Source organism: Mycobacterium sp. IEC1808 (assembly GCF_002101935.1).
GTDB lineage: Bacteria > Actinomycetota > Actinomycetes > Mycobacteriales > Mycobacteriaceae > Mycobacterium.
The window spans coordinates 65,674-91,177 of the sequence record NZ_LQPV01000039.1 but is presented as its reverse complement, the minus strand read 5'-3'; the positions used below and the strand labels follow the sequence as shown (position 1 = coordinate 91,177).

General features: G+C 68.3%; 26 protein-coding genes and 1 tRNA gene. 23 read left to right on the top strand and 4 right to left on the bottom strand.

The genetic code is table 11. The features are described from left to right. Positions 1-85: 85 nt before the first annotated feature. Both hisC and AWB92_RS20845 read left to right on the top strand, forming a co-directional pair. Positions 86-1,162, top strand: coding sequence for a histidinol-phosphate transaminase (hisC, locus tag AWB92_RS20850; RefSeq protein ID WP_085189012.1), 1,077 nt, complete (start codon positions 86-88; stop codon positions 1,160-1,162). Then, entirely contained in the window at positions 1,159-1,620 is a 462-nt protein-coding gene (locus AWB92_RS20845; RefSeq protein ID WP_085189010.1) for a DUF4334 domain-containing protein, read from the top strand. The genes hisC and AWB92_RS20845 overlap by 4 nt, the downstream gene beginning before the upstream one ends. Positions 1,621-1,705: 85 nt before the next feature. Here the strand turns inward: AWB92_RS20845 and AWB92_RS20840 are convergent, their stop codons facing one another. Further along, the gene (locus tag AWB92_RS20840; RefSeq protein WP_173817458.1) at positions 1,706-2,290 is read right to left on the bottom strand and encodes a TIGR03086 family metal-binding protein; all 585 of its coding nucleotides are present in this window, start codon (positions 2,288-2,290) and stop codon (positions 1,706-1,708) included. Positions 2,291-2,313: 23 nt separating this feature from the next. On the opposite strand from AWB92_RS20840, the gene AWB92_RS20835 reads away from it, so the two are divergent. Genes AWB92_RS20835 through AWB92_RS20820 form a run of 4 tightly spaced genes read left to right on the top strand, consistent with a single transcriptional unit; the run spans position 2,314 to position 5,766 of the window. Continuing rightward, positions 2,314-3,138, top strand: coding sequence for a crotonase/enoyl-CoA hydratase family protein (locus AWB92_RS20835; protein WP_085189006.1), 825 nt, complete (start codon positions 2,314-2,316; stop codon positions 3,136-3,138). Positions 3,139-3,163: 25 nt separating this feature from the next. Continuing rightward, entirely contained in the window at positions 3,164-4,402 is a 1,239-nt protein-coding gene (gene lipE / locus AWB92_RS20830; RefSeq protein WP_085189004.1) for a lipase LipE, read from the top strand. A 30-nt stretch (positions 4,403-4,432) separates the two neighbouring features. After that, positions 4,433-4,624 (top strand): hypothetical protein, encoded by a 192-nt coding sequence (locus AWB92_RS20825; protein ID WP_066941663.1) that lies wholly within the window; start codon positions 4,433-4,435, stop codon positions 4,622-4,624. A 35-nt stretch (positions 4,625-4,659) separates the two neighbouring features. Next, positions 4,660-5,766, top strand: a complete 1,107-nt coding sequence (locus AWB92_RS20820; RefSeq protein WP_085189002.1) for a hypothetical protein — start codon at positions 4,660-4,662, stop codon at positions 5,764-5,766. 1 nt (position 5,767) lies between these two features. On the opposite strand, the gene AWB92_RS20815 is transcribed toward AWB92_RS20820, so the two are convergent. After that, positions 5,768-5,857: transfer RNA gene (locus tag AWB92_RS20815), tRNA-Ser, on the bottom strand. A gap of 37 nt (positions 5,858-5,894) precedes the next feature. Here AWB92_RS20815 and AWB92_RS20810 point away from each other — a divergent pair. After that, complete coding sequence (locus AWB92_RS20810; RefSeq protein WP_085189000.1) at positions 5,895-6,863, top strand: NAD(P)H-quinone oxidoreductase; 969 nt, start codon at positions 5,895-5,897, stop codon at positions 6,861-6,863. Positions 6,864-6,978: 115 nt separating this feature from the next. On the opposite strand, the gene AWB92_RS20805 is transcribed toward AWB92_RS20810, so the two are convergent. Next, the gene (locus AWB92_RS20805; RefSeq protein WP_068102523.1) at positions 6,979-8,175 is read right to left on the bottom strand and encodes a cysteine desulfurase-like protein; all 1,197 of its coding nucleotides are present in this window, start codon (positions 8,173-8,175) and stop codon (positions 6,979-6,981) included. 122 nt (positions 8,176-8,297) lie between these two features. Between AWB92_RS20805 and AWB92_RS20800 the strand changes: the two genes are divergently transcribed. The 16 genes from AWB92_RS20800 (at position 8,298) to AWB92_RS20725 (ending at position 24,323) form a co-directional block, all read left to right on the top strand. Beyond that, entirely contained in the window at positions 8,298-10,268 is a 1,971-nt protein-coding gene (locus AWB92_RS20800; protein ID WP_085188998.1) for a DUF6541 family protein, read from the top strand. 12 nt (positions 10,269-10,280) lie between these two features. Further along, entirely contained in the window at positions 10,281-10,826 is a 546-nt protein-coding gene (locus tag AWB92_RS20795) for a bacterial proteasome activator family protein (protein ID WP_142282217.1), read from the top strand. A 5-nt stretch (positions 10,827-10,831) separates the two neighbouring features. Beyond that, positions 10,832-11,641, top strand: a complete 810-nt coding sequence (locus AWB92_RS20790; protein WP_068102519.1) for an ABC transporter ATP-binding protein — start codon at positions 10,832-10,834, stop codon at positions 11,639-11,641. Then, positions 11,638-12,564, top strand: coding sequence for a glycosyltransferase family 2 protein (locus AWB92_RS20785; RefSeq protein ID WP_085188996.1), 927 nt, complete (start codon positions 11,638-11,640; stop codon positions 12,562-12,564). The genes AWB92_RS20790 and AWB92_RS20785 overlap by 4 nt, the downstream gene beginning before the upstream one ends. Next, positions 12,561-13,391: an ABC transporter permease gene (locus AWB92_RS20780; protein WP_068182417.1), complete on the top strand. Its 831-nt coding sequence runs from the start codon at positions 12,561-12,563 to the stop codon at positions 13,389-13,391. Before AWB92_RS20785 ends, AWB92_RS20780 begins: the two co-directional genes overlap by 4 nt. A 44-nt stretch (positions 13,392-13,435) precedes the next feature. Beyond that, entirely contained in the window at positions 13,436-13,765 is a 330-nt protein-coding gene (locus AWB92_RS20775; protein WP_085188994.1) for a hypothetical protein, read from the top strand. A 75-nt stretch (positions 13,766-13,840) separates the two neighbouring features. After that, positions 13,841-14,380, top strand: coding sequence for a 6-carboxytetrahydropterin synthase (locus tag AWB92_RS20770; protein ID WP_085188992.1), 540 nt, complete (start codon positions 13,841-13,843; stop codon positions 14,378-14,380). A 170-nt stretch (positions 14,381-14,550) separates the two neighbouring features. Then, the gene (locus tag AWB92_RS20765; protein ID WP_085188990.1) at positions 14,551-15,030 is read left to right on the top strand and encodes a GreA/GreB family elongation factor; all 480 of its coding nucleotides are present in this window, start codon (positions 14,551-14,553) and stop codon (positions 15,028-15,030) included. A 102-nt stretch (positions 15,031-15,132) separates the two neighbouring features. After that, complete coding sequence (locus AWB92_RS20760; RefSeq protein WP_142282222.1) at positions 15,133-15,498, top strand: GtrA family protein; 366 nt, start codon at positions 15,133-15,135, stop codon at positions 15,496-15,498. A gap of 31 nt (positions 15,499-15,529) precedes the next feature. After that, positions 15,530-16,894, top strand: a complete 1,365-nt coding sequence (locus AWB92_RS20755; RefSeq protein WP_085188987.1) for an FAD-binding oxidoreductase — start codon at positions 15,530-15,532, stop codon at positions 16,892-16,894. 11 nt (positions 16,895-16,905) lie between these two features. Next, positions 16,906-17,688, top strand: coding sequence for a decaprenylphospho-beta-D-erythro-pentofuranosid-2-ulose 2-reductase (locus AWB92_RS20750; RefSeq protein WP_085188985.1), 783 nt, complete (start codon positions 16,906-16,908; stop codon positions 17,686-17,688). Positions 17,689-17,690: 2 nt separating this feature from the next. Beyond that, positions 17,691-19,571: a galactan 5-O-arabinofuranosyltransferase gene (locus tag AWB92_RS20745; RefSeq protein WP_085188983.1), complete on the top strand. Its 1,881-nt coding sequence runs from the start codon at positions 17,691-17,693 to the stop codon at positions 19,569-19,571. Continuing rightward, positions 19,571-22,837 carry an arabinosyltransferase domain-containing protein gene (locus AWB92_RS20740; RefSeq protein ID WP_085188981.1) on the top strand — a complete coding sequence of 1,089 codons (3,267 nt, stop codon included), beginning with the start codon at positions 19,571-19,573 and terminating at the stop codon, positions 22,835-22,837. The genes AWB92_RS20745 and AWB92_RS20740 overlap by 1 nt, the downstream gene beginning before the upstream one ends. Before the next feature lie 54 nt (positions 22,838-22,891). Continuing rightward, positions 22,892-23,224 carry a metalloregulator ArsR/SmtB family transcription factor gene (locus tag AWB92_RS20735; RefSeq protein ID WP_085188979.1) on the top strand — a complete coding sequence of 111 codons (333 nt, stop codon included), beginning with the start codon at positions 22,892-22,894 and terminating at the stop codon, positions 23,222-23,224. Next, the gene (locus tag AWB92_RS20730; protein ID WP_085188977.1) at positions 23,221-23,703 is read left to right on the top strand and encodes an SRPBCC family protein; all 483 of its coding nucleotides are present in this window, start codon (positions 23,221-23,223) and stop codon (positions 23,701-23,703) included. The genes AWB92_RS20735 and AWB92_RS20730 overlap by 4 nt, the downstream gene beginning before the upstream one ends. Next, entirely contained in the window at positions 23,700-24,323 is a 624-nt protein-coding gene (locus AWB92_RS20725; RefSeq protein WP_085188975.1) for a maleylpyruvate isomerase family mycothiol-dependent enzyme, read from the top strand. The genes AWB92_RS20730 and AWB92_RS20725 overlap by 4 nt, the downstream gene beginning before the upstream one ends. Before the next feature lie 7 nt (positions 24,324-24,330). Here AWB92_RS20725 and AWB92_RS20720 read toward each other — a convergent pair whose 3' ends face one another. After that, complete coding sequence (locus tag AWB92_RS20720; RefSeq protein WP_085188973.1) at positions 24,331-25,470, bottom strand: BTAD domain-containing putative transcriptional regulator; 1,140 nt, start codon at positions 25,468-25,470, stop codon at positions 24,331-24,333. Between the last annotated feature and the right edge of the window lie 34 nt (positions 25,471-25,504).

Here is a 25,504-nt window from a genome sequence, read left to right as displayed (position 1 = left end):
GACTTCCTGAGGGTACCCGAACCCTTACAGCCGTCCCTGAACCGCCGGAGGCATAGCGTACACAGCGCCGACATATGCTGTCGAAGTGACCGCCCGCCTGCGACCCGAGCTGGCGGGGCTTCCCGTCTACGTTCCCGGCAAGACGGTGCCGGGTTCGATCAAACTGGCCAGCAACGAAACGGTGCACGGGCCGCTGCCGAGCGTCCGCGCGGCGATCGAACGGGCCACCGACACGATCCACCGCTACCCGGACAGCGCGAACCTGCAGCTCAAGGCGGCGCTGGCCAAGCACCTCAGCTCGGCAAGCGCCGCGGACTTCGCGCCGGAGCAGGTCGCGGTGAGCTGCGGTTCGGTCAGCCTGTGCCAGCAGGTCATCCAGATCACCGCCGCCGCGGGCGACGAGGTGGTGATGGGGTGGCACAGCTTCGAGCTGTATCCGCCCATGGTTCAGGTGGCCGGCGCCGCCGCCGTCAAGGTGCCCTTGACCGACCACACCCACGACCTGTACGCGATGCTTGCCGCGGTCACCGAGCGCACCCGCCTGATCTTCGTGTGCAACCCCAACAATCCGACCTCGACGGTCGTCGACCCGGACGCGTTGGCCCGTTTCGTCGAGGCCGTGCCGCCGCACATCCTGATCGCCATCGACGAGGCCTACGTCGAGTACATCCGCGACGGCATGCAGCCCGACAGCCTTCAGCTGGCCCGCACCCACAGCAATGTGGTTGTGCTGCGGACCTTTTCGAAGGCCTACGGGTTGGCGGGCCTGCGCGTCGGCTACGCCGTCGGGCATCCCGACCTGATCACCGCGCTGGACCAGGTCTACGTGCCGTTCGCGGTGACGAGCATCTCTCAGGCCGCCGCCATCGCCTCGCTGGACGCCGCCGACGAGCTGCTGGCCCGCACCGACGCCGTGGTCGCCGAGCGCGCCCGCGTCAGCGCCGCGTTGCGGGACGCCGGGTTCGCCCTGCCGCCGTCGCAGGCCAACTTCGTCTGGCTGCCCCTGGGGACACGGACACAGGACTTCGTGGCGCGGGCGGCCGAGGCGCGCATCGTCGTCCGCCCGTTCGCGCCGGACGGGGTGCGGGTCACCATTGGGGCGCCGGAGGAAAACGACGCGCTGCTGCGGTTTGCCCGCGACTGGATCAAGGAGAACCAATGAGCCTGGCCCGCAAGAAGTTCACCGAATTCAAGGAACGCGCCGGCGACATCGCCGATGCCGAACTCGACGACTTCTGGGCGGCGCTGGAGCCGGCCGCCATCGACGAGATGATGGGCGAGTGGAAGGGCGGCGAGTTCGTCACCGGCCACAAGATGAACGGCCAGTTGGAAAAGGCGGGCTGGTACGGCAAGACCTTCAAGTCGGCCAGCGACGTGCAGCCGCTGGTGTGCCTGGACGCCGACGGGAACAAGTTCTCCAACAAGGAGATGGGCAAGGGCGAGGCCAGCCTGTGGCTGGAGGAGTTCCGCGGCGAAGTCACCGCGACGATGGTCTACGACGGCCAGCCCGTCCACGACCACTTCAAGAAGATCGACGACGACGCGGTGATGGGCATCATGAACGGCAAGGGCGTGCTGGACGCCGGCCGGTACTACTACTTCTACCTCGAGCGGGTGTAGCTCCTACAGCCTCGAGCGTGCGCCTGGCCGCACGCTCGGCGTCCAGTGTGCGGCTGGCCGCACGCTCGGCGATATGGCGGCAAAGCTACTGCGCCGGGTCGCGGCCCGTGAACGCGATCAGCTGCTCGAGGGCGCCGGCGTCGGCCGGCACGTCGACGGGCTCGTCGAACCCGGCGCGGCTGCGTTGCTCCGGGCGGATGATCTGGTGTGCCAGGCCCAGCACGTATTCGGCCAACGGCTCCGGGGCGTCGATATCGTGTCCCACGGCCTTGGCGTAATCCCAGGCGTGAACCAGGAATTCGAGCGACAGGATGCCGCACGCGCCCCTGGCCGGCATCTCCCCCTTGCCGAACGGCACGGTGCCGTCCACGCCGTGGCGGTGCCACGCATCCAGGGCCGGGCGCGCGGCGGCGACGACCTGCCGCTCCACCGAATCGCTGGCGTCGCGCTCCGGAAGTTCCGCGCCCACCATGCGCCCAAGACCCGTGATCGAGTTCAGCAGGTGGTCGGTCAGCCGTGTCACGTCGAACTCGCGGCACGGCGTCTGCCGGGTCAGGTCGTCGGTCGCGATGGGATGCAGGACTCGCTGCAAGACCGCCAGCGTGTTCTCGGCGCTGCGCAGCTCGTCGGTGGGTGGCGAATCGGGGCCGGGTCGCAAGTCAGGAGCCATATTTGCCACGCTACGGTCTCGATATGGGCGAGACATACGAATCCGTCACCATCGAGACCAAAGACAACGTCGCACAGGTCACGCTGATCGGCCCGGGCAAGGGCAACGCCATGGGGCCGGCGTTCTGGTCGGAGATGCCCGAGGTGTTCGCGGCGCTGGACGCCGACCCCGACGTGCGGGCCATCGTGATCACCGGATCGGGCAAGAACTTCAGCTATGGCCTGGACGTGCCCGCGATGGGCGGTTCGTTCGCCCCGCTGCTGTCGGGCGACGCGCTGGCCGGCCCCCGCGCGGTGTTCCACCGCGAGGTCAAGCGCATGCAGGGCGCGATCAGCGCCGTCGCCGACTGCCGCACCCCCACCATCGCGTCGGTACACGGCTGGTGCATCGGCGGCGGGGTCGACCTGATCTCCGCGGTCGACATCCGCTACGCCAGCGCCGACGCCAAGTTCTCGGTGCGGGAGGTCAAGCTCGCGATCGTGGCCGACGTCGGCAGCCTCGCCCGGCTGCCGCTGATCCTCAACGACGGGCACCTGCGCGAGCTCGCGTTGACCGGCAAGGACATCGACGCGGCCCGGGCCGAGAAGATCGGCCTGGTCAACGACGTGTACGACGACGCCGACGCCACGCTGGCGGCCGCCCACGCCACCGCGGCCGAGATCGCCGCCAACCCGCCGCTGACCGTCCACGGCGTCAAGGACGTCCTCGACCAGCAGCGCATCGCCGCTGTCTCGGACAGCCTGCGATACGTCGCCGCCTGGAACGCCGCCTTCCTGCCGTCCAAGGACTTGACCGAAGGCATCGCCGCGACGTTCGAGAAGCGTCCGCCGCAGTTCACCGGGGAGTAGCGCGCCCTTGGCTACTCTCGCTGAGGTGACCACCACCGACGGAAGAATCCGCGTCCCGGCCGACCTGGACTCCGTGACGGCCATCGGCGCAGAGGATCACTCCGAGATCGACAGCGCGGCGGTCGAACGGATCTGGCGGGCCGCGCGGCACTGGTATGAGGCCGGCCTGCACCCGGCGATCCAGGTGTGCATCCGCCAGCACGGGCGCGTCGTGCTCAACCGCGCGATCGGCCATGGCTGGGGCAACGCGCCCACCGACCCGCCCGACGCCGAGAAGGTCCCCGTCACCACGGACACACCCTTCTGCGTGTACTCGGCGGCCAAGGGCATCACCGCGACCGTCGTGCACATGCTCGCCGAGCGGGGCGTCTTCTCGCTGGACGACCGGGTCTGCGAATACCTGCCCACCTTCACCAGCCACGGCAAGGACCGCATCACGATCCGGCACGTTATGACCCACAGCGCGGGCCTGCCCTTCCCCACCGGACCCAGGCCGGACGTCAAGCGCGCCGACGACCACGAATACGCGCAGCAGAAGCTCGGCGAGCTGCGGCCCCTATACCGCCCCGGGCTGGTGCACATGTATCACGCGCTGACGTGGGGTCCGCTGATGCGCGAGATCATCTACGCGGCCACCGGCAAGGAGATTCGCGAAATCCTCGCCGCGGGGATCCTTGACCCGTTGGGCTTCCGGTGGACCAACTTCGGCGTCGCCAAGCAAGACGTTCCGCTGGTCGCACCCAGTCACCCCACCGGCCGGACCCTGCCGCCGGTGATCGCCCAGATCTTCCGCAAGGCGATCGGCGGAACCGTGCACGAGATCATCCCGTACACGAACACCCCGATGTTCCTCACCACGATCGTCCCGTCGTCCAACACCATTTCGACCGCCGACGAGCTGTCCCGGTTCGCCGAAATCTGGCGCCGCGGAGGCGAACTCGACGGCGTGCGGGTGATGAGCCCGGAGACGATGCGGGGCGCGGCCGCCGAATGCCGGCGCTTGCGACCGGATTTCGCGATCGGCCTGATGCCGGCCCGCTGGGGCACCGGATTCATCCTGGGAACCAAGCGGTTCGGACCTTTCGGCCGCAACGCGACGGCGGCGTTCGGTCACCTCGGCCTGACGAACATCGCCGTCTGGGCCGACCCGGAGCGCGACATGGCCGCCGGCGTGATAAGCAGCGGCAAGCCAGGCCGTGACCCGGAAGTCCGCCGATACACCGCACTGATGGACACCATCGCCGCGGAGATTCGCACCGGTTGAGGCCGCGCGGCGGTGGGAACACTGCCACGCATGGCTACATATCGAGTGCTCAATCCGAAGGGCGACGTCGTCGCGACCGAGGACATCGAAAGCGCCGACAAGGCGCACGCGTGGTTCGCCGACAACAAAGTCGAGGGCAACGAACTCGGCTGGCGCATGGAGGTCGAGCGCGACGGCGAATGGCACTTCTTCGACGACAGCGAGGGTGATCGAAGCTACTAGTTTTGCCTCCCGACGGGCGGGGCAACCAACTACGTATGCAATCTGAACGCTTCCGCAAGCTGCTGGACGCACCGGGGCCGTTCGCCTCGGTCTACTTCGAGGACTCGCACGACACCCATGACGCCGAGGCCCAGCTCGAGCTCAAGTGGCGGGCGGCGCGCGAGGAGCTCGAGCGGAAGGGTGCCGCCCAAGCGGTGATCGACGAGATCGAAACCGCCGTCATGGACCTGCGGCCGCCGATCGGCCGCAGCGGGCGCGCGGTGGTCGCCAGCGCCGACGGCGTGGTGATCAACGAGCATCTGGCGCGGCCCACCGCGACGACCGTCGTCCGGGTGTCCGAATTGCCTTATCTGGTACCGATTCTCGAGCAGAGCTTCGATCATCCGGACTACGTGCTGGTGGTCGTCGACCACAGCGGCGCCGACATCACCACCCAACTAGGCGGCACGCTGCATTCGGAAACCGTCGACGGCGGTGGCCACCCCGTGCACAAGGCCGCCGGCGCCGAGACGGCGGGCTACGGCGACCCGCAGTTGCGCACCGAAGAGGCCGCCCGCAAGAACATGCGCGCGGTCGCCGACCGCGTCGGCGAACTCGTCGACGACAAGGGCATTGACGTGATCTTCGTCGTCGGCGAGGTGCGGTCGCGCTCGGACCTGCTCGCTGCGTTGCCGGAGCGGTTGCGCGACAGGGCGGTCCCGCTCGAGGTCGGGGCGCGGCACAGCGGTCACGACTTCGGCGAGATCGAGCAGGCCATCGAGGACGAATTCGTCAACCGCCAGTTGCGCACGATCGACGCCGCCGCGCAGCGCTTCAGCGCCGAGATCGGCCGCGAATCCGGCCTGGCCGCCGAGGGATTGGGCCCGGTCTGTTCCGCGCTGCGCCAGGGCGCGGTCGAGACCCTGATCATCGGCGAAATCGGGGACGCCACCGTCGTCGCCGACGAGGGCCTGACGACCGTCGCCCCCAACGAGAACGTGTTGTCCGAGCAGGGCGCGGCTCCCGACAAAACCTTGCGCGCTGACGAGGCGCTGCCCATGTTCGCGGTTTCGGTCGGGGCGTCGCTGGTGCGCACCGACGAACGGATCACCCCGGCCGACGGCGTCGGCGCCGTGCTGCGCTACGCGCCGACCCTGCACTGATTGGCGGTGGCGGAGGGATTTGAACCCCCGGACGGTTTTAGCCGTCTCTCGCTTTCAAGGCGAGTGCATTAGGCCGCTCTGCCACGCCACCGCCCATAAGGGTAACGGGGACTAGTAACCTCGCCGTCATGCGCGCGATTGTCGCCGAATCCCCCGACCAACTGTCCTGGCAAGAGGTGCCAGACGTCACCGCCGGCACAGGTGAGGTGCTGATCAAGGTCACCGCAGCCGGCGTCAACCGCGCCGACGTGCTGCAGGCGGCCGGCAAGTACCCGCCCCCGCCGGGGGCCAGCGAGATTATCGGCATGGAGGTGTCCGGCGTCGTCGCCGATGCCGGCTCGGGCGTGACGGAATGGCCCGTCGGACAAGAGGTTTGCGCGCTGCTGGCGGGCGGCGGCTACGCCGAATACGTCGCCGTCCCAGCCGGGCAGGTGATGCCCGTCCCCGACGGGGTCGACCTGGTCGACGCCGCGGGGTTGCCGGAAGTGGCGTGCACGGTGTGGTCGAACCTGGTTATGGTCGCGCACCTGGGCAAGGGGCAGCTGCTGCTGATGCACGGCGGAGCCAGCGGCATCGGCACCCACGCGATCCAGGTCGCGCGGGCGCTGGGCGCCCGGGTGGCCGTCACCGCCGGGTCGGCGGAGAAGCTGGAGTTCTGCCGGCAGCTGGGCGCCGAGATCACCATCAACTACCGCGACGAGGACTTCGTCGCGCGCCTGCAGGAAAACGGCGGAGCTGACGTGATTTTCGACATCATGGGCGCCGCGTACCTGGACCGCAACATCGACGCGCTGGCCACCGACGGCCAGCTCGTCATCATCGGCATGCAGGGCGGCATCAAGGGCGAGCTCAACATCGCCAAGCTGCTGGCGAAGCGGGCGCGGGTGATCGGAACCACGCTGCGCGCCCGCCCGGTGACCGGACCAAACAGCAAAACCGAGATCGTGCAGGCCGTGACGGCCGCGGTGTGGCCGATGATCGCCGAGGGCAGGGTCCGGGAGATCATCGGCGCGCGCATGCCCATCCAGCAGGCCGGTGAGGCGCACCAGCAACTGGTGGCGGGCAAGATCACCGGAAAGATCGTGCTGACCGTCTAGTCACGGCATTGCGAGTGAATCCAGGGCGTCGCGTGTGCGTTCACGGCGACGACACGCCGACGAGGGCCGCCCAGTGTGCACACGGAAAAGCCCTGAGCGCCCACGAAAAAGCCGCTCAGCCCAGCGACGCCAGCGCCCGCACCAGTTGGTCGACCTCGGCCGTCGTCGAGTAATGCGCCAGGCCGACGGTGACGGCGCCGCCGACGTCGTTGACGCCCAGCACGTCCAGAGCGCGGGAGCTCTCGTTGGTGACGGCGAGAATGCCGTTGTCCGCCAAGCGTTGCACCACACGCTCGGCGGGGACGTCCTGCAACGCGAAGCTGACGACCGGGATCTGCGCCTCGGGCCGGCCGATCACCATCACCAGCGGCAGCGACCGCAACGACACCATCAGGTAGTCGAACACCCGGTTCAGATACGCGGTGGCCGACTGCGTCGAAACCGACAGGCGTTCGCGCCGGCTGCCGCGGGCCGACTCGTCGAGCGACGCGAGGTACTCGATGCTGGCGACCAACCCGGCCAGCAGGCCGAACTGATGGGCGCCGACCTCGAGGCGCGCCGGGCCGACGGCCTGGGGGTCGGACGAGACGGCGCTGAACGAGTTGATCAGCGCCGGATCGCGAAAGACCATCGCGCCGATCGGGGGACCGCCCCACGCCAGGGCGTTGACCGCGACGACGTCGGCGTCGGTCTCCTTGACGTCGAGCAGTCGGTACGGCGCCGCGGCGGAATGGTCGACCACCACCAGCCCGCCCACTTCGTGCACCAGCTTGGTCATCGCCCGCAGATCGGTGACGGTGCCCAGCGTCGCTGACGCCGACGCGACCGCGACCAGCCGCGTCGACTTCCCAATCAGGCTCTCCCACTGCCAGGTCGGCAGCTCACCGGTCTCGATGTCGATCTCGGCCCATTTCACCTTGGCGCCGTAGCGGTGTGCCGCGCGCAGCCACGGCGCGATGTTGGCCTCGTCGTCGAGCCGGCTGACGATCACCTCGTAGCCCAGGCCGGCCCGCGAAGACGACGCCTCAGCCAACGACGACAGGAGGATGGCGCGATCGGCGCCGAGCACGACCCCCGCCGGGTCCGCGTTGAACAGGTCGGCAACGGCCGCGCGCGCGGCCTCCAGCACGGCGGCGCTGCGCCGCGCCGACGGGTGCGCCCCGACCATGGTGGCGGCGGACCGGCGGAACGCCGTCGACACCGTCGTCGCCACGGAGTCCGGGATGAGCATGCCGACCGGCGCGTCGAAGTGCACCCACCCGTCACCCAGCGACGGATGCAGTCCGCGCACCCGGGCGACGTCGTAAGCCATGACAGCCACCTTAAGGCTTCCGCAATTTCGCGAAAATTGTGACGGTAGCGGGTGCCCCCTCGGCGATCCAAGCCGCATGGTGGCTTGGCGAGCCGAGTCACCCGGGCAGCCATACTAGTCCAGTGGGCCTGTGGACCGGAACGCTGATCGCACTGTTCTTGCTGATCGCGCCGGGTGTGATAGTCGCGCGCATCACCCAGCTGACATGGCCGGTGGCCATCGCGGTTGGCCCTGCGCTGACGTACGGCGTTGTGGCGCTGGCGATTATCCCGCTCGGTGCGCTCGCCATCCCGTGGAACGGATGGACCGCGCTCGCCGCGCTGGCGGTGGTGTGTGTGGTGGCGACGGGTTTGCAGCTGGCGCTGGCCCGCTACCGCGACCCAGAGGCCGAGGCTCGCGGGGTCAGCCGATGGCCCGCGGTGACGGTGGCCGCCGGTGTGCTGTTGGGCGCGGCGCTGATCATGTGGGCCGGCTATCGCGGCCTCACCCACTGGCAGTCCATCCCGAGCACCTGGGACGCCGTCTGGCACGCCAACGAGGTGCGCTTCATGCTCGACACCGGTCAGGCGTCCTCGACCCACATGGGCGAGCTTCGCAACGTCGAGACCCATCAACCGCTCTACTACCCGTCGGTGTTCCACGCGCTGACCGCCGTCTACTGTCAGCTCACCGGCGCGGCGCCCACCACCGGCTACACCCTGAATTCGTTGGCCGCGTCGGTCTGGCTGTTTCCCTCCAGCGCGGCTACCTTCACCTGGTTCCTGCTGCGCCCCATCAGCAGCCAGTGGCGCGCCGCGAGCGTGTCCGCCACCGCCGCCGCGCTGTCGGCGTCGTTCACGTCGGTGCCCTACGTCGAGTTCGGCGTCGCGGCGATGCCCAACCTGGCCGCGTACGGCGTCGCGATCCCGACGTTCGTGCTGATCGCCTCGACGCTGCGGCACCGCGACCGCATCCCGGCGGCCGTGCTGGCGCTGGTGGGTGTCCTCTCGGTGCACCTGACCGGGGGGTTCATCGTCATCCTCTTCCTGCTCGCCTGGTGGCTGCTGGACGCGCTGTGGCATCCGGTGCGCGGGCGCCTCACCGACGCGCTGACCCTGGCCGCCGTGGCCGTGCCCACCGCCGCGATCCTGGCGCCGCAATTCCTCGGCGTGCTGCGGCAGGCCGACATCATCGCCGGGCACGCGTTCCCCAGCTTCAAGAGCGTGAAGCAGGGGGTGATCGACGCGCTGCTGCTGCACACCCGCCACCTCAACGACTTCCCGACCCAATACAGCCTGGTGTTTCTGGCATTCATCGGCATGGGGATACTGCTGTACAAGAGGATCTGGTGGCCACCCGCCGTCTGGGTGGTGCTGACAGTGGCGACCATCTATTCCGGGGCGCCGTTTCGCAATCCGCTCGGCCGGGCGATCGAGGTGTTCAGCCAGTTCTTTTACAACGATCCGCGCCGGCTCTCGGCGGTGGTGACGATGCTGGTGACGCCGATGGCGGGGATCGCGCTGTTCGCGATCGTCGTGGGCTTCGTCGCCCTCGCGAAGCGGCTCACTGAGCGGTTCACCCGCCTTCCCGCCCCGGTCTGGACCGCGGCGACGGCGTTCCTGCTGGTGGCGGCCGTCCTGGTCGCCGGCCGGCAATACCTCTACCGGCACCTGGTGTTGTTCGGCGACAAGTACGACTCGGTGATCATCGACCAGCGAGACCTGATGGCGATGGCGTATCTGGCCAAGCTGCCCGGCGCCCGCAACACCCTGATCGGCAACTCCAACGTCGACGGCACCGCGTGGATGTACGCGGTGGCCGACCTGCACCCGCTGTGGACCCACTACGACTTCCCGCAGCAGACGGGTCCGGGCTACTACCGCTACATCTTCTGGATTGCGGCACGCAGGGGTGAATCCGATCCCAAGGTGGTCGAGGCGATTAAAGCGCTCAATATCAGGTACATCCTGACCAGTGCGCCCAACGTCAGAGGGTTTGCCACACCCGAAGGACTAGTGTCTCTGGATAAGTCGAAGTCGTGGACGATGATCTACGACAATGGCGGGGCTCGAATCTTCGAATGGCGCGACGACAGCGCGGCGCCGCCCCAGTAGACGCATAAGAGGATGGTGAACGGATTGACGAACGGCAACGACGGCCCGGACGCCGACGGCATCGAGGTGATCGGCGGCGTCGACCCCCGGATCATGGCGCTCCACGACGCCGACAGTGACGCTGACTCCGACGAGCGCTCCCTGACCGACCTGGTCGAGCAGCCCGCCAAGGTGATGCGGATCGGCACGATGATCAAGCAACTGCTGGAGGAGGTGCGCGCCGCACCGCTGGACGAGGCCAGCCGCAACCGGCTGCGCGACATTCACGCCACCAGCATCCGCGAGCTCGAGGACGGCCTGGCACCGGAACTGCGTGAGGAGCTCGACCGGCTCACCCTGCCGTTCAACGAGGACGCCGCGCCGTCGGACGCCGAGTTACGCATCGCGCAGGCGCAGCTGGTCGGGTGGCTGGAGGGTCTGTTCCACGGCATCCAGACCGCGCTGTTCGCCCAGCAGATGGCCGCCCGCGCGCAACTGGAGCAGATGCGCCAGGGGGCGCTCCCGCCGGGCATCAGGTCGGGCCACGGCCCGGGTTCGGGCACCGGCCAATACCTCTAAAGCATATGACGCTGCCTGGGCCGGGTCCGCACATCGAGACGCGCGACGCATGGGTGGAATTTCCCATCTTCGACGCCAAATCGCGGTCGTTGAAGAAGGCGTTCCTGGGCAAGGCGGGCGGCACGATCGGTCGTAACAGTTCCAACGTCGTCGTCGTCGAGGCGTTGCGCGACATCACGATGAAGCTCGAGCTCGGCGACCGGGTCGGTCTCGTCGGCCACAACGGGGCCGGGAAATCGACTCTGCTGCGCCTACTTTCGGGGATCTACGAGCCCACGCGCGGGTGGGCGAAGGTGACCGGCCGGGTCGCGCCGGTGTTCGACCTCGGGGTCGGCATGGACCCGGAGATTTCGGGCTACGAGAACATCATCATTCGCGGCCTGTTTCTCGGGCAGACCCGAAAGCAGATGATGTCCAAGGTCGACGAGATCGCCGAGTTCACCGAGCTCGGCGACTACCTGTCGATGCCGCTGCGCACCTACTCGACCGGGATGCGGGTCCGGCTGGCGATGGGCGTGGTGACGAGCATCGACCCCGAGATCCTGCTACTCGACGAGGGCATCGGTGCGGTGGACGCCGACTTCCTGAAGAAGGCCCAGACCCGGCTGCAGCGCCTGGTCGAGCGCTCCGGAATCCTGGTGTTCGCAAGCCATTCCAACGAGTTCTTGGCCCGGCTGTGCAAGACGGCGATGTGGATCGACCACGGCGTCATCCGCATGTCGGGCGGCATCGAGGACGTGGTGCGCGCGTACGAGGGCGAGGACGCGGCCCGGCACGTGCGCGAGGTGCTGGCCGAAACCGCCGGGCAGCCATGAGCGACAGCGTCTTCGCCGTCGTGGTCACCCACCGGCGCCCCGACGAGCTCGCCAAATCGCTGGACGCGCTCAGCAGCCAGACCCGGTTGCCCGATCACCTGATCGTGGTCGACAATGATTTTTCCGGCGAAGGCGCCGCGTCCGGCCGCGTCCGGGATCTGGTTGCCGGCCAACCTATTTCGACGACCTACCTGAGCTCGCGGCGGAACCTCGGCGGCGCGGGCGGTTTCGCGCTGGGCATGCTGCACGCGTTGGCGCAGGGCGCCGACTGGGTATGGGTCGCCGACGACGACGGGCGGCCCCAGGACTCGCACGTGTTGGCGACGCTGCTGGCCTGCGCCGAGAAGTACGGCCTGGCCGAGGTGTCGCCGATGGTGTGCAACATGGAAGATCCGGAGCGGCTGGCGTTTCCGCTGCGGCGCGGCCTGGTATGGCGCAGGCGGACAAGCGAATTGCGCACGGAGGAAGGGCAGGATCTGCTGCGCGGGATCGCGTCGTTGTTCAACGGGGCGCTGTTCAAGGCGTCGACGCTGGAGTCGATCGGCGTGCCGGACCTGCGGCTGTTCGTGCGCGGCGACGAGGTGGAGATGCATCGCCGGCTGGTTCGCTCAGGCCTGCCGTTCGGCACCTGCCTGAACGCGGTCTACCTGCATCCGTGCGGATCGGATGAGTTCAAGCCGATCCTGGGCGGCCGGATGCACACGCAGTATCCCGACGACGCCACCAAGCGGTTCTTCACCTACCGCAACCGCGGCTACCTGATGGCGCAGCCGGGCCTGCGCAAGTTGCTGTTCCAGGAGTGGGTCCGATTCGTCTGGTTCTTCCTGGTGACCCGCCGCGACCCCAAGGGCCTGGCCGACTGGATTCGGTTGCGCCGCTTGGGGCGTCGCGAGCGCTTCGGCAAGCCGGGAGGGACGCCATGACCTTCATTGACGCCGCCGCACAGTCGCGGACCTTCACCCGCGCCCGCAACGACCTGGTCGACGGTTTCCGTCGGCACGAGCTGTGGCTGCACCTGGGCTGGCAGGACATCAAACAGCGCTACCGCCGCTCGGTGCTGGGACCGTTCTGGATCACCATCGCCACCGGGACGACGGCGGTCGCGATGGGGGGCCTGTATTCGAAGCTGTTCCACCTCGACCTGGCGGTCCACCTGCCCTACGTCACGCTCGGGCTGATCATCTGGAACCTGATCAACGCCTCGATCCTCGAAGGCGCCGACGTGTTCGTCGCCAACGAGGGGCTGATCAAGCAGCTGCCCACGCCGCTGTCCGTGCACGTCTACCGGCTGGTGTGGCGGCAGATGCTGTTGTTCGCACACAACATCGTGATCTACGTCGTCGTCGCCATCATCTTTCCCAAGCCGTGGTCGTGGGCCGACCTGTCGGTCATCCCGGCTTTGGCGCTGATCGTGCTCAATTCCATTTGGGTGTCACTGTGTTTCGGCATCCTGGCCACCCGCTACCGCGACATCGGTCCGTTGTTGTTCTCGGTCGTGCAGTTGCTGTTCTTCATGACGCCGATCATCTGGAATGACGACACGCTGCGGCAGCAGGGCGCCGGACACTGGGCAAGCATCGTCGAACTCAACCCGCTGCTGCATTACCTCGACATCGTTCGCGCCCCGCTGCTGGGCGCCCACCAGGAACTGCGCCATTGGGTGGTTGTGTTGGCGCTGACCGTCATCGGCTGGCTGCTGGCTGCCTTCGGAATGCGGCAGTACCGCGCCCGGGTGCCGTACTGGGTTTAGTCTTTTTGCGATCGGTAGACACGCCGTCGCCGTTTGATGGCGGCATGAAAACCAACGCTCACCGCATCAGGCGGGCAGCCGCCGGCACCCTGCTGTCGGGTGGTGCCGCGCTCGCCGCCCTTGGGCTCAGCACGGGGACGGCGCACGCCTTCACCTATCCGAAATCGATATGCAATCACCACGCGTGCAGCTATATCTGGTGCCCTGACATGCCCTTGCCGCAGCCCAGCGGCGGGACGCCGGATTGGGACATGAACGCGTGCCACCACTTCATGTTCGGCATCATGAGCCCGAATTCCCAACCCTGGGTCAGCAACGGCGGAGTCAACCGGCAAGTGGCCCCGATGCTCATCGAGGGCGACCCGGGTCCTTAACCCCTAGCCACGCCCCTTCTCACGCGCCAAGGATTTTTTAAGAATCCGTCGAGGCGCCGACCCGACGCTGCACTCATGAATCACATCGCTTTCGACGACGACGTTTACGTCGCCACCATCCATCGCGCCGACACACCGATCGGACGGGCGGCGCGGTTCCACATGCGCAAGCTGTTCGACGAATTCCCGTGCTGCCATCGCTCGTGGGCCAATCGGGGCAAGCGTTTCTTCCTGCATGGCTACGAGCGGGCCTTCGAAATCGAATTCGCTTGCGCCGAGACCGAACGCGGTACCGGCCTGGTGGTGGACGGGCGCGCGATCGCCGAAGTCCGGTCGGCACTGCGATACCAGTTCGACCACACCACCCTGATCGCACAGGACGACCCGCAGCGCGACCTGTTCGAACTGCTGGCAGAGCGGGGCGTCGTCGACCTGCGGATCATGGAAAACACCGGCATGGAAGGTTCGGCGGCCTGGGTGTTCGAGACCGCCGAACGGATCGTCGCGCTGGCGACCGGCGGCCGGGTGTGGGTATCACGGATCCAAGCGCGGGAAAGCCGCAACAACGTGGTCACCCTCACGGCAGGACCGATACGGGCCGCAGGCTGGGCGTGACCGCGCGAAATGAGCGCCCACCAGCAAACGGGGATAGATTCGCCGCACTACTGGGTATGTGTATAACAACCAAGTTTCCCTGCGCGTAAGGTGGCGGCTGCCTGGCGGTGGTGCAACACTGTAGCGCTACAGGTCAGCAAGTGACGGCAGACAGGATCGGGTCGACTGACGTGAGCAAAAAGGCCAAGTCGGCGGTGGATGAGGCGCGGGAAAACCTCGCCGCGGAGCTGGACCGCCTCAAGCAGCGGCGTGATCGCCTCGAGGTCGAGGTCAAAAACGACCGCGGCATGGTCGGCGACCACGGAGACGCGGCCGAGGCGATACAACGCGCGGACGAGCTCGTCGTGCTCGGCGACCGGATCAACGAACTGGACCGCCGCTTGCGCAGCGGACCGTCGGTCTCGGACGACTCCGAAACGCTGCCCGGCGGCACCGAGGTCACGCTGCGGTTCCCAGACGGTGAAGTCGTCACCATGCACGTGATTTCCATCGTCGAAGAGACCCCCATCGGCCGCGAGGCCGAGACGTTGACCGCCCGCAGCCCGTTGGGGCAGGCCCTGGCGGGCCGCAAAGCCGGCGACACAGTGACTTACACGACGCCGCAAGGGGAAAACCAGGTCGAGCTCATCGCGGTGAAGCTGCCCCGTTAGCCCGCTGCGGGTGGCGCCGGTCCCGATAGACTCGCCGCAATGATCCCGCCGGACCCTGAAGCCGCCCCCGCGCGCCCACACCTGGGTTTGACGACGCAGGTAGTGCGCTTCGTCGTCACCGGCGGCATGGCCGGAATCGTCGACTTCGGCCTCTACCTGGTGCTCTACAAGCTGGTGGGACTGCAGGTCGACCTGTCCAAGGCGACGAGCTTTATCGTCGGCACCGTCACCGCCTACCTGATCAACCGCCGATGGACGTTTCAGGCGGCGCCCAGCACCGCGCGATTCGTCGCGGTCATGGTCCTCTACGCGATCACGTTCTCGGTGCAGGTCGGCCTCAACCACGTCTGCCTGTCGCTTTTGCACTATCGCAGCTGGGCGATACCCGTCGCGTTCGTGATCGCGCAGGGCACGGCCACGGTGATCAACTTCATCGTGCAGCGAGCCGTTATCTTCCGCCTCCGCTGACCGACCTGGCCAAGCGGTACCCTCTTTGACGATGTTCACCACCAAGCGGCTCGCGGGCTGGGGGCGTACCGCGCCCTCTTTGGCGACGGTGCTTTCCACGCCGGACCCGGAGGAGATCGCGAAAGCCGTGGCCAACACGGCCGACGCCGGCGGGCGGGGCGTAATCGCCCGCGGGCTGGGCCGTTCCTACGGCGACAACGCGCAAAATGGCGGCGGCCTGGTGATCGACCTGACCGAGCTGAACACCATTCACTCGATCAGCGCCGACACCAAGCTGGCCGACCTCGACGCCGGGGTCAACCTCGATCAGTTGATGAAGGCCGCGCTGCCGTTCGGCCTTTGGGTGCCGGTGCTGCCCGGCACCCGGCAGGTCACCATCGGCGGCGCGATCGCCTGCGACATTCACGGCAAGAACCATCACAGCGCGGGCAGCTTCGGCAACCACGTGCGTTCGATGGACCTGCTGACCGCCGACGGCCAGGTCCGCCACCTCACTGGAACCGGTCAGGACTCCGAGCTGTTCTGGGCCACGGTCGGGGGCAACGGTCTAACCGGGATCATCCTGCGGGCCACCATCGAGATGACGCCGACGGAGACCGCTTATTTCATCGCCGACGGCGACGTCACCGCCAGCCTGGACGAAACCATCGCATTTCACAGCGACGGCAGCGAGGCCGACTACACCTATTCCAGCGCCTGGTTCGACGCGATCAGCGCGCCGCCGAAACTCGGTCGCGCGGCGATTTCGCGCGGCTCGCTGGCCAAGCTCGACCAGTTGCCGCCAAAGCTCCGGCGCAATCCTCTGAAATTCGATGCGCCGCAACTGCTTACGTTTCCCGACGCATTCCCGAACGGATTGGCCAACAAATACACGTTCGGGCCGATCGGCGAGTTGTGGTACCGCAAGTCCGGGACCTACCGCGGCAAGGTTCAGAACCTGACGCAGTTCTACCACCCGCTGGACATGTTCGGCGAATGGAACCGGGCGTACGGCCCTGCCGGCTTCACTCAGTACCAATTCGTGGTGCCCACCACCGCCGTGGAGGAGTTCAAGGGCATCATCCGGGACATCCAGAAGTCCGGGCACTATTCATTTCTCAATGTGTTCAAGCTGTTCGGACCGGGCAATCAGGCCCCGCTGAGCTTTCCCATTCCGGGCTGGAACGTGTGCGTCGACTTTCCCATCAAGCCGGGGCTGAACGAGTTCCTCAACGAACTCGACCGCAGAGTCCTGGAATTCGGCGGCCGGGTTTATACGGCCAAAGATTCGCGAGTGAACGCCGAAACCTTCCACGCCATGTATCCGCGCATCGACGAGTGGATCGCCTTGCGCCGCAAGGTCGATCCCCTGCGGGTGTTCGCCTCCGACATGGCCCGACGCTTGGAGTTGTTGTAGATGGTGCGCCAATGGTTTTAGATGCCGTGGGAAATCCGCAGACCATCCTGCTGCTCGGTGGCACCTCCGAGATCGGGCTGGCCATCTGCGAACGCTACCTGCAGAACGCACACGCGCGAATCGTGTTGGCGGACTTACCCGACCATCCGCGCAAGGCTGACGCCATCGCGGCGATGACGGCGGCCGGCGCCAAGTCTGTCGAATGGATCGACTTCGACGGCACCAAGAGCGACACCCATCCAACGGTCATCGACCGGGCCTTCGCCGACGGCGATGTGGACGTCGCAATCGTGGCATTCGGCGTATTAGGGGATGCCGAAGAGTTGTGGCAGAACCAGCGCAAGGCGGTGCTGGCCGCCGAGATCAACTACACCGCAGCCGTTTCCGTGGGTGTGCTGCTGGGCCAGAAGATGCGCGCCCAGGGCTTCGGACAGATCATTGCAATGAGCAGCGCGGCAGGTGAGCGGGTGCGGCGGTCCAACTTCGTGTACGGCTCCACCAAGGCCGGCCTCGATGGTTTCTACCTGGGCCTCGGGGAAGCACTGCGCGAGTTCGGCGTTCGGGTTCTGGTGATCAGGCCCGGCCAGGTTCGCACGTCAACGACGATCGCGCACTGGAAGGCGACTGGCGCCAAGGAGGCCCCGCTCACCGTCGACAAGGAGTACGTCGCCAACCTCGCGGTGACCGCGGCGGCACAAGGTAAGGAATTGGTTTGGGCACCAGCAGCATTCCGTTACGTGATGATGGTGTTGCGACACGTCCCGCGGAGGATCTTCCGCAAGCTGCCAATCTGACGATGCGCAACGCGCTGGCCAGCCTCGGCCAGATGGCCGCCGCAGTGGCGGTCGCCGTCGCCGTGGCGGTGCCGTCGCTGATCGCGATCGCCGGCGTGCAATGGCCGGCCTATCCGTCGTCGAACCAGCTGCACGCGCTGACCACCGTCGGGCAGGTCGGCTGCCTGGCCGGCCTGGTCGCCGTCGGCTGGCTGTGGCGCCTTTCGACGCGTCCGCGAAACCGACGGCTTGCACAGGCGGGCGGGCTGGTGTTCGTCTCCGCTTTCACGGTCGTGACACTGGGCATGCCGCTGGGTGCCACCAAGCTTTATCTGTTCGGCATCTCGGTGGACCAGCAGTTCCGCACCGAATACCTCACGCGGCTCGCTGACGGCCCGGCCCTGCACGACATGACCTACGTCGGGCTGCCGACGTTCTATCCGCCGGGCTGGTTCTGGATCGGCGGCCGCGTCGCGGCGCTCACCGGGACGCCGGCCTGGGAAATGTACAAGCCGTGGGCCATCACCTCGATCACCATCGCGGTCGCGGTCGCGCTGGTGCTGTGGTGGCGGATGATCCGCTTCGAGTACGCACTGATCGTCACCACCGCCACCGCCGCGGTGACGCTGGCCTACGGCTCGCCGGAGCCCTACGCCGCGATGATCACGGTGCTGTTGCCGCCCGTCCTCGTGCTGACGTGGTCGGGGTTGCGCGCCGGCGAGCGGGGCGGGTGGGCCGCGGTCGTCGGCGCCGGGCTGTTCCTCGGCTGGGCGGCCACCTGGTACACGCTGCTGTTCGGGTTCAGCGCGTTCACGGTGTTCTTCATGGCGATGCTGCTGGCCGGCGCGCGCTGGCGGCGCGGGGGCTTCGGCGCCGCGCTCGACCCGCTGCGCCGGCTGGCCGTGATCGCCGCCATCGCGGCGGCCATCGCCAGCATCACCTGGCTACCTTTTCTGGTGCGCGTGGCGAGCAGCCCGGTCAGCAACAGCGGCAGCGCCTTCCACTACCTGCCGGCCGACGGCGCCGTGCTGACCTTCCCGATGCTGCAGTTCTCGCTGCTTGGCGCGGTCTGCCTGCTGGGCGCCCTGTGGCTGGTGGTGCGTGCGCGGTCGTCGATGCGAGCGGGCGCCCTGGCCATCGGCGTGCTGGCCGTCTACCTGTGGTCGCTGCTGTCGATGCTGACCACGCTGGCGCGCACCACGCTGCTGTCGTTCCGGCTGCAGCCCACGCTGAGCGTGCTGCTGGTCGCGGCCGGGGCGTTCGGCTTCGTGGAGACCGTCGCGGCTCTCGCCCCACGCAGCCGCGCGATCGCCCCGGTCGCGGGCGCCCTCGGCCTGGCCGCCGCGATCGCTTTCAGCCAGGACATCCCCGACGTGCTGCGGCCGGACCTGACCATCGCCTACACGGACACCGACGGCTACGGCCAGCGCGGCGACCGCCGGCCACCGAGTTCCGAGAAGTTCTACCCGGCGATCGACGCGGCCATCCTCAAGGTCACCGGCAAGCCGCGCGACCAGACCGTGGTCATGACCGCCGACTACAGCTTCCTGTCCTATTACCCCTACTGGGGGTTCCAGGGGCTGACGTCGCATTACGCCAACCCGCTGGCGCAGTTCGACCTGCGGGCCGCGCAGATCGAGAAGTGGTCCAAGCTCAAGACGCCCGACGAGTTCATCCACGCGCTGGACACGTCGCCGTGGCCGCCGCCGACCGTGTTCCTCATGCGCCGCGGCGCGAACAGCAACTACACGTTGCGGTTGGCCCAGGACGTGTACCCGAACCAGCCCAACGTGCGCCGCTACACCGTGGAGTTGCCGGCGGCCCTGTTCGCCGATCCCCGTTTCGCCGTCGACACCGTCGGGCCGTTCGTGCTGGCCGTCCGCAAGCCGGCGGGCAACAGCTGATGGCCACCGAAACCACGGCTGACTTGGCCGCACAACTACCATCAAGCCCCGTGGACGACGCGGGAGGTAACCACCGGATCGCCCGGCTCGTTGCGACAGTCGCCGGTCTGCTGGGCGCCCTGCTGGCGATCGCCACCCCGGTGCTGCCGGTCAACCAGACCACCGCCCAACTGAACTGGCCACAGAACGGTACGTTCGAGAGCGTCGACGCGCCGCTGATCGGTTACGTGGCAACCGATTTGAACGTCAGCGTGCCGTGTCAGGCCGCCGCCGGGCTGGCCGGCCCGCAAAACGCCGGCAAGACGGTGCTGCTGTCGACCGTGCCCAAACAGGCGCCCAAGGCCGTCGACCGCGGGCTGCTGATCCAGCGCGCCAACGACTATCTGGTGCTGGTGGTGCGCAACGTCGCGGTGGTCACGGCCCCGTTGAGCCAGGTGCTCAGCCCGGCCTGCCAGCGGCTGACGTTCACCGCACACGCCGACCGCGTCACCGCCGAGTTCGTCGGCCTGACCCAAGGACCCAACGCCGAGCATCCCGGCGCGCCGCTGCGCGGTGAGAAAAGCGGTTACGACTTCCGGCCGCAGATCGTGGGCGTGTTCACCGATCTCGCCGGGCCGGCGCCGTCGGGCCTGAGCTTCTCGGCCACGGTCGACACCCGCTACAGCAGCAGCCCCACCCAGCTGAAGATGGCGGCGATGATCCTCGGGGTGGTACTGACCGCCGCCGCCCTGGTGGCGCTGCATGTCTTGGACACCGCTGACGGCACCCGGCACCGGCGCTTCCTGCCGGCCCGATGGTGGTCGATCGGCGGCCTGGACGCGCTGGTCATCGCGGTGCTGACGTGGTGGCATTTCGTCGGCGCCAACACCTCCGACGACGGCTACATCCTGACCATGGCGCGGGTGTCCGAGCACGCCGGCTACATGGCCAACTACTACCGCTGGTTGGGCACGCCCGAGGCCCCGTTCGGCTGGTACTACGACCTGCTGGCGGTGTGGGCCCATGTCAGCACCACCAGCATCTGGATGCGGCTGCCCACCCTGGCCATGGCGCTGACGTGCTGGTGGGTGATCAGCCGCGAGGTCATGCCCCGCCTGGGCCACGCCGTGAAGACCAACCGGGCTGCGGCGTGGACGGCCGCGGGGCTGTTCCTGGCGACCTGGTTGCCGTTGGACAACGGGCTTCGCCCCGAACCGATCATCGCCCTGGGCATCCTGCTCACCTGGTGCTCGGTGGAGCGGGCGGTGGCAACCAACCGGTTGCTGCCGGTGGCGATCGCGTGCATCATCGGCGCGCTGACCTTGTTCTCCGGTCCGACCGGCATCGCCTCGATCGGTGCGCTGCTGGTCGCGATCGGTCCGCTGCGCACCATCATCCACCGGCGATCCAGACAGTTCGGGGTGCTGCCGCTGGTGGCGCCCCTGCTGGCCGCGGCCACCGTCACCGTGATCCTGATTTTCCGTGACCAGACCCTGGCCGGCGAAATGCAGGCGACCGCGCTCAAGCGCGCGCTCGGACCCAGCCTGAGCTGGTTCGACGAACACCTCCGCTACGAGCGGCTGTTCATGGCCAGCCCCGACGGGTCGGTCGCCCGCCGATTCGCCGTACTGGCTCTGGTGTTGGCGCTGGCGATCACGGTCGCAATGTCGTTGCGCAAGGGCCGGATTCCCGGCACGGCCGCCGGGCCGAGCCGCCGGATCGTCGGGATCACCATCATCTCGTTCGTCGCGATGATGTTCACCCCCACCAAATGGACCCACCACTTCGGGGTGTTCGCCGGGCTGGCCGGGCCGCTGGGCGCGCTGGCCGCGGTCGCCGTGACCTCCGTCGCCATGCGGTCCCGGCGCAACCGCACCGTATACGCCGCCGTCGTGGTGTTCCTGCTGGCGCTGTCGTTCGCCAGCGTCAACGGCTGGTGGTACGTGTCGAACTTCGGTGTGCCGTGGTCGAATTCGTTCCCCGCGTGGCACTACGCCTTCGCCACGGCCCTACTCGGGCTGACGCTGTTGGTGCTGCTGCTGGCCTCGTGGTTCCACTTCGTCAACCCGGATAACGGGCCACCCAGGACCCGCTACGGCGCACGGGTGGCCGGAATCGTCCAGTCCCCCTTGGCAATTGCGGCGTGGATCCTGGTGGTGTTCGAGGTCGCATCTCTGACGCTGGCGATGACCGACCAGTACCCGGCGTGGTCGGTCGGTCGCTCCAACCTCGAGGCGCTGACCGGAAAGTCCTGCGGGCTGGCCGAGGATGTGCTCGTTGAGCCGGACCCCAACGCCGGCATGCTGACGCCGGTTACCGGGCCGGCCGCCGACGCGCTGGGCGCGGGCCTCTCGGAGGCCTTTACCCCCAACGGCATTCCCGCCGACGTGCGCGCCGACCCGGTGATGGAACGTCCCGGTGACCGCAGCTTCATCAACGAGGACAGGTCGACCACCGGCGCCGAGCCCGGCACCGAGGGCGGCACCAACCCGGCACCCGGGATCAACGGTTCGGTCGCCCAGCTGCCCTATAGCCTCGACCCGACCCGCACCCCGGTGCTCGGCAGTTGGCGCGCGGGCATCCAGGTTCCGGCGCACCTGCGCTCGGGCTGGTACCGGCTCCCCGCCCGCGAGCAGGCGCGCCCGCTGCTGGTGGTCAGTGCGGCGGGCCGCTTCGACCCGCGCGAGGTTCAGGTGCAGTGGGCCACCGACGACGAAGCGGCCGCCGGGCACCCGGGCGGGTCGTTCCAGCTGTCGGACGTCGGCGCCTCCCCGGCCTGGCGCAACCTGCGGCTGCCGCTGTCGGCCATCCCCAGCGCCGCCACCCAGATCCGCCTGGTCGCCGACGACGAAGACCTGGCGCCGCAGCACTGGATCGCGCTGACGCCCCCGCGGATTCCGCAACTGCGCACGCTGCAGGACGTCGTGGGGTCCAAGGACCCGGTGTTCCTGGATTGGCTTGTCGGACTGGCGTTTCCGTGTCAGCGCCCGTTCGGCCACCAAAACGGCGTCGACGAGACGCCGAAGTGGCGCATCCTGCCGGACCGCTTCGGCGCCGAGGCCAACTCACCGGTGATGGACAACAACGGCGGCGGTCCGTTGGGCGTCACCGAGTTGCTGGTGAAGGCGACCACGATGGCGACGTATCTGAAGGATGACTGGTCGCGCGACTGGGGCTCCCTGCAACGGTTGACGCCGTACTACCCCGACGCGCAGCCCGCCCAGTTGCAGCTGGGGATCGCCACGCGCAGCGGCCTGTGGAACCCGGCGCCCTTGCGAAAGACCTAGCGCCAGGGCGCAGACCCTTGAAGCCGCCCATCGGTAAGCCTAGACTTACGGTTCGTGGCCACTTACCGAGCCGTCCGCGACGGTGACGCCTGGCTGGCGCTGGCCGACGGAACACGGCGCTCCATCGTGGAACGCCTTGCCCACGGCCCGGCGGCGGTCGGCGAATTGGCCCGCGACCTGCCCGTCAGCAGGCCCGCCGTGTCGCAGCACCTGAAGGTGCTGAAGTCCGCGGGCCTGGTTCGCGACCGCGCCGCGGGGACGCGTCGCGTCTACCAGCTCGACCCGACCGGTCTCGAGGCGCTGCGCGCCGAGCTCGACCGGTTCTGGTCCCAGGCGCTCGCCGCCTACGCGAAAACAATCGATGAAAGCGAGGGGGAATTGTCATGACCCGAACGCCGAACGTCGCCCACCAGGTAGTCGTCAACGCGCCGATCGAGCGCGCGTTCGCCGTCTTCACCGAACGGTTCGGCGACTTCAAGCCCCGCGAGCACAACCTGCTCGCCGTCCCAATCGCCGAGACCGTGTTCGAGCCCCGCGTGGGTGGGCACATTTTCGACCGCGGCGTCGACGGCAGCGTCTGCCGATGGGCGCGCATCCTGGCCTACGAGCCGCCGCATCGGGTGACGTTCAGTTGGGACATCGGCCCGACCTGGCAGGTGGAGTCCGATCCGGCCGAGACCAGCGAGGTCGAGGTCCGATTCACCGCCGAGTCCGACGACCGCACGCGCGTCGAGCTCGAACACCGCCACCTCGATCGGCACGGCCCGGGGTGGGAGTCCGTCGCCGACGGCGTCGACGGCGACGCCGGCTGGCCGCTGTACCTGGACCGCTACGGCCGCCTGCTCAGCGTCGAGGCGCATCGATGACGACCACCCTGATGACCATGGCGCACGCGGAGCGCGCCGACCTCGCCGACTTCCTGTCCACCCTCGCACCTCAGGACTGGGAGGCGCCCAGCCTGTGCACGAAATGGACCGTGAAAGACGTTGTCGCGCATGTGATCAGCTACGAGGAGCTGGGTGCCGCCGGGCTGCTGAAGCGGTTCGCCAAGGGCTGGGTCGTGCGGGCCAACCAGGTCGGCGTCGACGAGTTCTCCGGGCTGAGCCCCGAGCAGCTGCTCGAATTCCTCCGCGGCCACCTCGAACCCCGCGGCCTGACAGCGGGTTTCGGCGGAATGATCGCGCTCGTCGACGGCACGGTCCACCACCAGGACATCCGCCGCTCGCTCGGCCGGCCCCGCACCGTCCCCGCCGATCGGCTGCAGCGCGTACTCGGGCTGGTGCCCGGTAACCCGCGGCTCGGGGCGGGGCGCCGGATCCGCGGGCTGCGTCTGCGCGCCACCGACGTCGACTGGGCACACGGCAACGGCCCCGAGGTCAGCGGACCCGGGGAGGCGCTGCTCATGGCGATGACCGGGCGCCCCGCGGCGCTCGCCGACCTCGAGGGTCCCGGCCGGGACACGCTGGCCCACCGGCTGCGCCGGTAGCCGACCGTCAGCCCGGGCCGACTTCGAAGGTGAACTCGTGGCCGCCGATGCGGATGCGGTCGCCGTTGGCCAGGGGGGCGCTGCCGCGGATGCGCTGGCCTCCCACCTCCACCCCGTTGGTGGACCGCAGGTCGGTCATCATGAAACCCGTTCCGACGTCGGTGATGACGGCGTGGTGGCGGCTGACGTCGGTGTCGTCGAGGACGATGTCGTTGTCGGTGAACCGTCCGATCCTGGTGGTCGCGCCGGTCAGCGGGTGAGCCCGCCCGGTCTGGTCGATCAGCCGGGCGAGGGCGGATTCGGCCAGTTGGATCCCCGCGGTCGTCGACTCCTGCTTGTAGGCGCCGCGCTTGTGGGTGGTCAGGTCGGCCCGCCGCAACCCCAACGGCTCCTGCCGCAGGATCCGCTCGTGCAGCGCGCTCACGGTGCGGCCGGGGTCGATGCCGAGCCCCTCGGCCAGGGCCGTCTTCAGCCGACGGTAGGCGCCGAGCGCGTCGGACTGGCGCTCGGTGACGTAGTAGGCGGTGATCAGCTGCGCCCACAGCGGTTCGCGGTAGGGATGCTCGGCGGTGAGCGCCTCCAGCTCTCCGATGACCTCGCCGGCGCGTCCGCAGGCGATCTCGGCCTCCGCGCGGGCGGTGTGGGTGGCCACGTTTTCTTCCATCAGGGCGGTGGCGAAGGCGTCGACGAAGGCGTAGTCGCGCAGGTCGTCGAGCACCGGCCCGCGCCATTCGCCCAGCGCCAGCGAGAACTGCCGGCTGGCGTCCTCGAAGCGTCCCGCCGCGGCGGCCTGACTTCCCGCGAGCTTCGCGGCCATGAAGCGCCCTAGGTCGCAGTCGGCGTCGGCGACGCTGAGCTGGTATCCCGGCGGGGCGCTCGCCAGCACCTGGTACGGGTCGGCCCCGGCGTCGCGCAGCAACCGGCGCAGGTTCGAGATGTGGGCCTGGATGCTGGTGCGCGCGGCCGGCACCGGATCCTCGTCCCACACCGCGTTGATCAAGGAATCGACGGAAACCGGCCGGTTGCGGTTGATCAGAAGCATGGCGAGGACCGCCCGTTGCTTGGGCGCCCCCACCGGCACCCGCACCCCGTGGCTGGTCATCAGCAACGGTCCCAAGACGCCAAACCCGAGACCTGTGTTCGTCATCGCGCTGCCAGCCTCCTGGGTTATCGGGGCCGTT

What these genes read in the sequence shown, in the direction of transcription:
- AWB92_RS20845 (WP_085189010.1), top strand. Translation starts at nt 1,159, where the DNA reads ATGAGCCTGGCCCGCAAGAAGTTCACCGAATTCAAGGAACGCGCCGGC.
- AWB92_RS20840 (WP_173817458.1), bottom strand. Translation starts at nt 2,290, where the DNA reads ATGGCTCCTGACTTGCGACCCGGCCCCGATTCGCCACCCACCGACGAG.
- AWB92_RS20835 (WP_085189006.1), top strand. Translation starts at nt 2,314, where the DNA reads ATGGGCGAGACATACGAATCCGTCACCATCGAGACCAAAGACAACGTC.
- AWB92_RS20825 (WP_066941663.1), top strand. Translation starts at nt 4,433, where the DNA reads ATGGCTACATATCGAGTGCTCAATCCGAAGGGCGACGTCGTCGCGACC.
- AWB92_RS20820 (WP_085189002.1), top strand. Translation starts at nt 4,660, where the DNA reads ATGCAATCTGAACGCTTCCGCAAGCTGCTGGACGCACCGGGGCCGTTC.
- AWB92_RS20810 (WP_085189000.1), top strand. Translation starts at nt 5,895, where the DNA reads ATGCGCGCGATTGTCGCCGAATCCCCCGACCAACTGTCCTGGCAAGAG.
- AWB92_RS20805 (WP_068102523.1), bottom strand. Translation starts at nt 8,175, where the DNA reads ATGGCTTACGACGTCGCCCGGGTGCGCGGACTGCATCCGTCGCTGGGT.
- AWB92_RS20795 (WP_142282217.1), top strand. Translation starts at nt 10,281, where the DNA reads ATGGTGAACGGATTGACGAACGGCAACGACGGCCCGGACGCCGACGGC.
- AWB92_RS20790 (WP_068102519.1), top strand. Translation starts at nt 10,832, where the DNA reads ATGACGCTGCCTGGGCCGGGTCCGCACATCGAGACGCGCGACGCATGG.
- AWB92_RS20785 (WP_085188996.1), top strand. Translation starts at nt 11,638, where the DNA reads ATGAGCGACAGCGTCTTCGCCGTCGTGGTCACCCACCGGCGCCCCGAC.
- AWB92_RS20780 (WP_068182417.1), top strand. Translation starts at nt 12,561, where the DNA reads ATGACCTTCATTGACGCCGCCGCACAGTCGCGGACCTTCACCCGCGCC.
- AWB92_RS20775 (WP_085188994.1), top strand. Translation starts at nt 13,436, where the DNA reads ATGAAAACCAACGCTCACCGCATCAGGCGGGCAGCCGCCGGCACCCTG.
- AWB92_RS20770 (WP_085188992.1), top strand. Translation starts at nt 13,841, where the DNA reads ATGAATCACATCGCTTTCGACGACGACGTTTACGTCGCCACCATCCAT.
- AWB92_RS20755 (WP_085188987.1), top strand. Translation starts at nt 15,530, where the DNA reads ATGTTCACCACCAAGCGGCTCGCGGGCTGGGGGCGTACCGCGCCCTCT.
- AWB92_RS20750 (WP_085188985.1), top strand. Translation starts at nt 16,906, where the DNA reads ATGGTTTTAGATGCCGTGGGAAATCCGCAGACCATCCTGCTGCTCGGT.
- AWB92_RS20745 (WP_085188983.1), top strand. Translation starts at nt 17,691, where the DNA reads ATGCGCAACGCGCTGGCCAGCCTCGGCCAGATGGCCGCCGCAGTGGCG.
- AWB92_RS20740 (WP_085188981.1), top strand. Translation starts at nt 19,571, where the DNA reads ATGGCCACCGAAACCACGGCTGACTTGGCCGCACAACTACCATCAAGC.
- AWB92_RS20730 (WP_085188977.1), top strand. Translation starts at nt 23,221, where the DNA reads ATGACCCGAACGCCGAACGTCGCCCACCAGGTAGTCGTCAACGCGCCG.
- AWB92_RS20725 (WP_085188975.1), top strand. Translation starts at nt 23,700, where the DNA reads ATGACGACCACCCTGATGACCATGGCGCACGCGGAGCGCGCCGACCTC.
- AWB92_RS20720 (WP_085188973.1), bottom strand. Translation starts at nt 25,470, where the DNA reads ATGACGAACACAGGTCTCGGGTTTGGCGTCTTGGGACCGTTGCTGATG.